Genomic DNA, 5,104 nt, shown 5'->3' on the forward strand with positions numbered 1-5,104 from the left:
GCGGGCCCCGAACCCCGCCGGGCGTCGTCGCGTCAGGAGGGACGCAGTCCCTGCCGGCGGCCGAACAGGAACGCGTAGACGAGTGCGCCGAGCGCACCGCCGATCAGCGGGAAGACGATGAACAACCAGAGTTGCCCCAGCGCGCCGTTCTGATAGAACGCGACGGCAAGGCTGCGGGCGGGATTCACCGACGTGTTGTCGATCGGGATCGAGATCAGGTGGATCACCGCGAGCGTGAAGCCGATGGCGATTCCGGCGATCGGCACGTCGGCGATTCGGTCGGTGCTCGAGAGCACCACGAACACGAGCAGCGCGGTCAGGAGTATCTCGACGGCCATCGCGGCCCCGATCCCGTACCCGTTTTCGAGGACACCGCCGAGCGGCCCCCGGATCGCGGACGGACTGTGGGCGCCCCAGCCGTTCGCACCGAGACCGTCCGCCGCACGGTTGTACGACGGGAGCGACGAGGCGATCGCGTAGATCGTCACACCCGCCACCAGACCACCGATGATCTGGGCAATCCAGTAGCCCACCGCGCGTACGGCAGTGACCTGGCCGACGATGAGATGGCCGAGTGTCACCGCCGGGTTCACGTGACAGCCCGAAATCGGGCCGATGGTGTAGACGAGGAACAGCAGCGTCAGGCCGAAGGCCAGCGCGACGCCGAGTTGCCCCACGTAATCGCCCGCGAAGACAGCAGTTCCGACCGCCGAGAACACCAGCACGAACGTGCCGATGGCCTCGGCCGCGCACCGTCGGAGATCGGAATAGTCCGTGGGGTCCGCGACTTCCTGCGCCGTTTCGTGTTCGGCTCTGCCAACCGGGCGATCCGGTTCGCGGACCCCGTAGTCCGGTTCTCCGGCGGTTCTCTGCGCGGGATCGGGTAACGGTTCACGGGCAGGGTCGCGTTCGGGTTCCATGAGTTCCCCTCGGAGGTCGTGGTCCCGCACATCCGCCGGACCTACCTACACCGGACACCATCGAATCGTCTTGCCGCAGCGTCGTTCGCTCGTGAGCACACTACGCAAGTCGCGTCACCTCCACAACGACTTCCTGCGCCGCGGCGCTTCCGCCCATGTAAATACCTTTGAGTGGCGGGACATCTCCGTAGTCTCGGCCGATTCCCACCGACACATGTTGCTCGCCCACGAATCTCGCGTTGGTCGGGTCGTATCCCCACCACCCGCCGGTCCAGGCCTGAATCCACGCGTGGGATTGACCTTCGACGGTCTTGCCGATCTCCGCGTCCGCAACCGGATGGAGATACCCGGAGACGTACTGTGCGGGAATCCCCATGGCCCGCAACAGCAAAAGGGTCAAATGGGCATAATCCTGACAAACACCCTGCCGCTCCTCGTAGGCCTGAATTGCGGAGGTGTGCACGCCGGTCGTTCCCGGGACGTAATCCATCTGTTCGTGCACCCATTGCGCCGCAGCGACCACCGCGTCGACAGGATCGAGCCCCTTTGCGAGGTCACGCGCCGTTTTGGCGAGCGACTTGTCCGCGGGAACGTAGCGGCTCGGCAACAGCAATTCGTCGTATCGGTCCCTGGTGTCGGGTTCGCGGATCACGTCCCACCCCGCGGGTTCCTCCAGCGGATCGAGCGAATCCGTTTCCACAACAGACAAACCGGTCACTTCGAGCGAAGTGTGCGGCGCATGGAGATCGAACGCAGTCACGCCGCTTCCCCAATAGTCGGTGTACCGATAGGACCGCGTCGCGGGAGTCGTCTCGACGCGGCTGAGAATCACCGTCTGACGGTTGTCGGACCGCGGCGTCAGACGCGCCTCGTTGTACGACGCCGTGACCGGCCCCGCGTACTCGTAGCCGGTCTTGTGGACCACGCGCATACGCCAGCTCACAGTTCTCCCTCCAGAAGCATGTCGTCTTCACCGTCGTTGCGAGCGGAACTCCACGCCACCCAGGGCGCCGCATGGAAGTACTGGAGTGCGATCGCCTCACCGACCTGCCGGCACATCTCCTGCAGCGCGACAAGCCGTTCGGCGAGTTCCTCGAGAAGTACCCCGGGGCGGATGAACTCGAGTTCGCTGCGGGCACGTCCGAGCAACCGCTGCGCTTCGTTGCGCGCACCGAACCGGTAGTCGGTCTGGTCGTCGAGTTCGGTGAGGCACTGCTCGGCCTGCCGGATGGCGGAGAACACCGAGCGGGGGAAAAGCCTGTCGAGCATCATGAATTCGACGATGCGGCCGGCGTCGAGCGCACCACGATAGGTGCGCAGGTACGTGTCGTATCCACCGGCCGACCGCAACACCGTCGCCCACGTCGGCGACGTGGGGCGGTCACCAGCGCGGGACAGCAGCAGCCGGACGATCATGTCGACCCGTTCGATGGAACGGCCGAGCAACAGGAACCGGTACCCGTCGTCACGACACAACGTGCTGTCGGCCAGGCCCGCGAACATCGCGCCGCGGTCTTCGACGTATCGGAAGAACTCGTGGGGCCCCAGTCGTTTCGCCGCCCGTTCCCGCTCGGCGAGGGCGTTGTAGGTGGTGTTGAGGCACTCCCACATCTCGGTGGAGGTGACTTCGCGCGCGCCGCGCGCATTCTCACGCGCGTGCGAGATGGTGTCGAGGATCGATCCCGCGCCGTCCCGCCCGAACGCGACGATGTCGATGACGGTCTGCACGTCGAGTTCACCGTCGGGCGCGCTGAACCCGAGCACCCGCAACAGCTGACGGCACGTGCGGTCGGGGTCCACCGTCGAGTCTTCGAGCAGTTGGTGGACCGCGACATCCATGATGCGCGCCGTGTCGTCGGCTCGCTCGACGTAACGTCCGATCCAGAACAGCGACTCCGCATTTCGTGCGAGCATCAGCAGTCCCCCTCATTGTGTTGCTGTTGCTGTTGCTGTTGCTGTTGTTGCTGCTGCTCGGTGGTCAATTCCGGCCCCCGGTCGGGTTGTTTGACCTCGGCCCGCTCCTCGACGAACCCCTCCCCGCCCAGTTCGCTCTCGGTATCGGAACTCCGGCTCGCGAGAACCCAGGTGTCCTTGCTTCCACCGCCTTGGCTGGAGTTGACCACCAGCGACCCCTCGGGCAGCGCGACACGCGTCAATCCGCCCGGAAGAATCCAGATGTCCTCACCATCGTTGACCGCGAACGGACGCAGGTCGGCGTGGCGGGGAGCCAATGTGTCACCGGCCCTGGTCGGGACGGTGGACAACTGCACGACCGGCTGAGCGATCCAGGCGCGGGGGTTCGCCCGGATCTTGCGGGCCATGGTCTTCAGTTCGGTGGCCGAGGCGTCGGGCCCGAACACGATGCCGTATCCACCCGAGCCTTCCACCGGCTTGATGACGAGTTCGTCGATCCGGTCGAGAACCTCTTCCCGTTCTTCGTCGAGCCAGCAACGCAGGGTGTCGACGTTGGGCAGGAGGGGCTTTTCACCGAGGTAGTAGTCGATGATGTCCGGTACGTACGTGTAGACGAGTTTGTCGTCTCCGACGCCGTTGCCGACCGCGCTCGAGATGACCACGTTGCCGGCTCGTGCCGCATTGAGCAGGCCGGCGACACCGAGCACCGAATCGGGGCGGAACTGGAGCGGATCGAGGAAATCGTCGTCGATGCGGCGGTAGATGACATCGACCTGCTGCTCACCTTCCGTGGTGCGCATGTAGACGATGTTGTCCCGGCAGAACAGGTCACGCCCCTCGACGAGTTCGACGCCCATCTGCCGCGCCAGAAGCGAGTGCTCGAAGTACGCCGCGTTCGCCAGACCCGGAGTGAGAACGACCACCGTGGGGTCGGCAGCGTTCGGCGCGGCCGCGGCTCGGAGCGCTCGCAACAGGTGCAGTGCGTAGTCACCGACGGGACGCACCTTGTGCTGGACGAACAGGTCGGGAGCGACGCGAGCCATGACGCGCCGGTTCTCCATGACGTAGGACACACCGGACGGTGAGCGGAGGTTGTCCTCGAGCACCCGGAAGGTGCCTTTCTCGTCCCGGATCAGGTCGATTCCGGCGACATGGATGCGCACTCCGTTCGGGGGGACGATGCCCGCGGCCTGCCGGTGGAAGTGGTCACACGAGGTGACGAGCCGCTTCGGAATGACGCGGTCCCGCAGGATGCTCTGCTCGCCGTAGATGTCGGCGAGGAACAACTCGAGCGCCCGCACCCGCTGCCGGATGCCTTTCTCGAGCCGGTTCCACTCGGCGGCAGCGATCAGGCGCGGCACCATGTCCAGCGGAAAGGGCCGCTCCTGGCCCGACAGCGAGAAGGTCACACCCTGGTCGGTGAACGCCCGGCCGACCGCGTCGGTGCGCGCGGCGAGATCCTCGGGTCCCTTCGACTCGAGGATCTGATGCAGGCGGCGATACGGCGCCCGGACCTTGCCGTCCGCATCGAACATCTCGTCGTACGCCAGGCGATCGGGATTTCTCGCGTAACCGTCGAAGACATCGGGGTTTTTCCTGCGGTGCCTGGCCGGGGACGCGCCCGGCGCAGTAGGGGTACGGCGACTCATGCCGGAATCGTTCTATATGGGAGGGCGTTGTGCACAATCCGACATCGAACTGTCTCGCCGGGGAAACACAGCGGACATCACGCTCGCGCCGGTTTGGGCTTTGCCTGCCTTCTTGGTATCGTTGCCTGTCGGTGCCTAGTGCATCCAGAGCTTTCCAACCAGCTACCAGCAACACGACAGGATTCTACGCGTGGCCAACATCAAGTCCCAGGTGAAGCGAATTCGCACCAACGAGCGCAACCGGCTCCGGAACCAGTCGGTGAAGTCGGCGCTCCGTACCGCGATCCGCTCCTTCCGCGAGGCCGCGGCCGCTGGCGACAAGGACAAGGCCACCGAGCTTCTCGTCGCCACCAGCCGCAAGCTCGACAAGGCAGCCAGCGCGGGTGTCATCCACCCCAACCAGGCTGCAAACAAGAAGTCTGCACTGGCCAAGCTCGCCAACTCGCTCTGAACGTAGTTCCGAGGTAGTAGACGCGAGCTCTGCTTCCGAAGGGCGCCCCCCCCCCCCGGGGGGGGGGGGGGGGGTGGGGGGGGGGGGCCCCCCCCCCCCCGACGATCCGGCGGGCGATTTCTATGCTCCGGTCGGCCCAGGTGTCGCGGAGCACCGCGAAGTAGTCGGCG

5 protein-coding genes are annotated in these 5,104 nt (G+C 65.7%); 1 reads left to right on the top strand and 4 read right to left on the bottom strand.

What is annotated here, in order from left to right:
• Positions 1-32 precede the first annotated feature (32 nt).
• The 4 genes from TVH25_RS20710 to TVH25_RS20725 form a co-directional block, all read right to left on the bottom strand.
• Positions 33-920, bottom strand: coding sequence for an aquaporin (locus tag TVH25_RS20710; RefSeq protein WP_169620338.1), 888 nt, complete (start codon positions 918-920; stop codon positions 33-35).
• 100 nt (positions 921-1,020) lie between these two features.
• Positions 1,021-1,851 (bottom strand): transglutaminase family protein, encoded by an 831-nt coding sequence (locus TVH25_RS20715; RefSeq protein ID WP_169620400.1) that lies wholly within the window; start codon positions 1,849-1,851, stop codon positions 1,021-1,023.
• A gap of 8 nt (positions 1,852-1,859) precedes the next feature.
• Positions 1,860-2,834 carry an alpha-E domain-containing protein gene (locus TVH25_RS20720; protein WP_169620339.1) on the bottom strand — a complete coding sequence of 325 codons (975 nt, stop codon included), beginning with the start codon at positions 2,832-2,834 and terminating at the stop codon, positions 1,860-1,862.
• Positions 2,834-4,483 (bottom strand): circularly permuted type 2 ATP-grasp protein, encoded by a 1,650-nt coding sequence (locus tag TVH25_RS20725; protein ID WP_422425368.1) that lies wholly within the window; start codon positions 4,481-4,483, stop codon positions 2,834-2,836. Before TVH25_RS20725 ends, TVH25_RS20720 begins: the two co-directional genes overlap by 1 nt.
• Positions 4,484-4,673: 190 nt before the next feature.
• Here TVH25_RS20725 and rpsT point away from each other — a divergent pair, with 190 nt between their 5' ends.
• The gene (rpsT, locus tag TVH25_RS20730) at positions 4,674-4,934 is read left to right on the top strand and encodes a 30S ribosomal protein S20 (protein WP_072699291.1); all 261 of its coding nucleotides are present in this window, start codon (positions 4,674-4,676) and stop codon (positions 4,932-4,934) included.
• The last annotated feature ends 170 nt before the right edge of the window (positions 4,935-5,104 follow it).

Source organism: Rhodococcus sp. 7Tela_A2, assembly GCF_049311045.1.
Lineage (GTDB): Bacteria > Actinomycetota > Actinomycetes > Mycobacteriales > Mycobacteriaceae > Rhodococcus.